Source organism: Intrasporangium sp. (assembly GCF_030452765.1).
Taxonomy (GTDB): Bacteria; Actinomycetota; Actinomycetes; order Actinomycetales; family Dermatophilaceae; genus Intrasporangium_A.
On sequence record NZ_JAKDLO010000313.1, the window covers coordinates 1 to 2,446 of the forward strand.

The 2,446-nt window shown below is 71.4% G+C and carries 4 protein-coding genes; 3 read left to right on the forward strand and 1 reads right to left on the reverse strand.

Annotation, left to right across the window (positions count from 1 at the left end):
- Positions 1-96 precede the first annotated feature (96 nt).
- Positions 97-720, reverse strand: a complete 624-nt coding sequence (locus L0H79_RS21920; RefSeq protein ID WP_301486884.1) for an O-methyltransferase — start codon at positions 718-720, stop codon at positions 97-99.
- A gap of 176 nt (positions 721-896) precedes the next feature.
- On the opposite strand from L0H79_RS21920, the gene sigE reads away from it, so the two are divergent.
- From sigE to L0H79_RS21935, 3 genes are all read left to right on the forward strand, one after another.
- Positions 897-1,529, forward strand: a complete 633-nt coding sequence (gene sigE, locus L0H79_RS21925) for an RNA polymerase sigma factor SigE (protein WP_301486886.1) — start codon at positions 897-899, stop codon at positions 1,527-1,529.
- Entirely contained in the window at positions 1,526-2,242 is a 717-nt protein-coding gene (locus tag L0H79_RS21930; protein ID WP_301486888.1) for an anti-sigma factor, read from the forward strand. Before sigE ends, L0H79_RS21930 begins: the two co-directional genes overlap by 4 nt.
- A partial coding sequence (locus L0H79_RS21935; RefSeq protein ID WP_301486890.1) for a hypothetical protein occupies positions 2,239-2,446 on the forward strand: 208 nt, incomplete at its 3' end. The genes L0H79_RS21930 and L0H79_RS21935, both read left to right, overlap by 4 nt.

Genomic DNA, 2,446 nt, shown 5'->3' on the forward strand with positions numbered 1-2,446 from the left:
GGGGCGCGGGCTCCTGCTGCGTCCCCCCACCCGGTGCCGTTGCGGGGGGCCGCCGTCCGGGGGGTTGGGGCGGCCCGCGTCGCTGTTCGTCAAGGGTCAGCGTTTCACCGCGACGACGAGTCCGGAACTGACCGGAAGCAGTGCCGCCGTGAAGTGGTCCTGGTCGCGCACCAGCCGGGCGACCTCACGCAGCGTCGTCGTCTCGGGATCGCGCGCGGCCGGGTCGGACTCCCGGTCGGACCACGACATGACCAGGGTCCCTCCAGCCCGCAACAGACGGGTCGCCTGCTCGACATAGGACGGGTAGTCGGAGCGGTCGGCGTCGACGACGAGCATGTCGTAGGCACCGTCGGTCATCCGCGGCAGCACCTCGGCGGCCCGACCGGTGATGACTCTGGTCCGCTGATGGGCGACCCCTGCTGCGGCGAAGGTGGCACGTGCCGCGCGCTGGTGCTCCGGCTCCATATCGATCGTCGTGAGGATCCCGTCCGGTGCCATGCCGCCGAGCAGCCACAGCCCTGACACGCCGGTGCCGGTCCCGACCTCCATGACAGCCCTGGCCCCGGCTGCGGCTGCGAGGACCTGGAGGGTGGCTCCGGCCCCGTTGTCGATCGAGCTGACCCCGAGCTCGTCCGCCCTGCGCCGCGCCGCCTCGACATGCTCGGACGGAGCGATGAACTCCTCGGCGTGGGCCCACGCGGCCAGCTTCTGCGAACTCATGGCGCCACCCTACTGTCGGGCGGCACGCTCCGCCGACCGTCTAGACTGGGCGGTCCACAGGTGGTTCTCAGGTTGGCCACAGGCGAGGGCTGGCCCCGCGGGGAACGATGAGGGAACGAATCGAGCAGCGCAGACGTTCTGCTGCGTGATGGTCTCTCCGAGAGGTGAATGAACGCGTGACGACCACGACCGACCACGCCGCACAGAGTGTCGAGTCCGGCGCTGTGTGGACCCCGCCGAGCTGGGCGGAGATCGTCGAGCAGCACTCCCCTCGCGTCTACCGGCTCGCCTACCGGCTGACGGGCAACCCGCACGATGCCGAGGACCTGACCCACGACGTCTTCCTGCGGGTGTTCCGATCCCTCAACACCTACGAGCCGGGCACGTTCGAGGGATGGCTGCACCGGATCACGACGAACCTGTTCCTCGACAAGATGCGGCGCAAGCAGCGCATCCGCTTCGATGCACTGTCGGAGGACGCCGCCGGGCGCCTCGCCAGCGGGGAGAAGGGCCCGGCGCAGACGTTCGACGACACCCGCTTCGACGATGACGTGCAGCGCGCCCTCGATGCCCTGTCGCCCGAGTTCCGGGCCGCTGTCGTCCTGTGCGACATCGAGGGTCTCTCGTACGAGGAGATCAGTGCGACGCTGGGCGTCAAGCTCGGCACCGTCCGCTCCCGGATCCACCGCGGCCGCGCGCAGTTGCGCGATGCCCTGTCTCACCGGGCGCCCGACGCGTCCACGCAGGCCAAGGCGTCGCGGCCCGGCCTGCAGCTGCCTGGTCGCCGAGTCGCAGCCGGTACCCAATGACCCCACACTTACGCGGACACGTCCGCGGCTACGTCGACCGGACGCTGCCGGCGGCGATGCTCCGGGTCTTCGACCAGCACTTGGTCGCCTGTGAGCTCTGTCGCGCCGCTGCGGAGCAGGAACGGCGGATCGTCGTGGCACTGCGGGCCGACACCCGAGTCCCTCAGTCGCTCCACGCCATGCTCATGGGTGTGGCCGCCCCCGGGCAGGAGGTTCCCGACGTACCCGAGGCGCCCGCCCGGGTCCGGCTGCACCTGCCATCAAGCCCGTTCCGGGATCCCCAGCCCGCCTCGAGACAGCCCGTGCCGACCATCACCCCGGGCGCACCGGCACTGCATCGCTCACCTGTTCGCGCGGCGGTCCTTGCCTCGCTCGCGGCGACGGCGTCGGTTGCGGCGGCCTGGGGCCTCACGGTGGTGCCGATGCAGGTGGGTGCTCGCTCGCTCACCCCGTCGGCCAAGGCGCCCGTCGACGCGACGAGCTTCGGCCCGTCGCTCTTCAGCCAGGCGATCTCGGCCCGAACCACCACGGCGAGCAGGCCGGGCGGCCCCCGAGAGTCGTGGCTCACATCGCCCGACCGAACCGTGCAGGGCCCCGTTGGTGAGCCGTCGGCGCCGGCCTCGGTGTGGGCGGCCACGAAGGTGCTGGGCCTGCCCGAGATACCCGCCCCGGTTCGAGTCAGCGTCGTCAGTTCGGCACAATCACGTCCATGAGCGACGAGCCGAGGAGGCCCGGCCCCGAGGAGCAGGCGTTCTTGCTGCCGGACCGCACCGAGGTCATCGACCTGGCGGACACCCGCCATGGACCACCCGTTACCGCGGCGGGCGAGGCCGGCGACTGGTTCGAGGTTCCGGTGCCACCGGTGCACCCGTCGGATGGAGGGGGTGACCGGGCACTCGCGGAGACGGCTCGAGCGG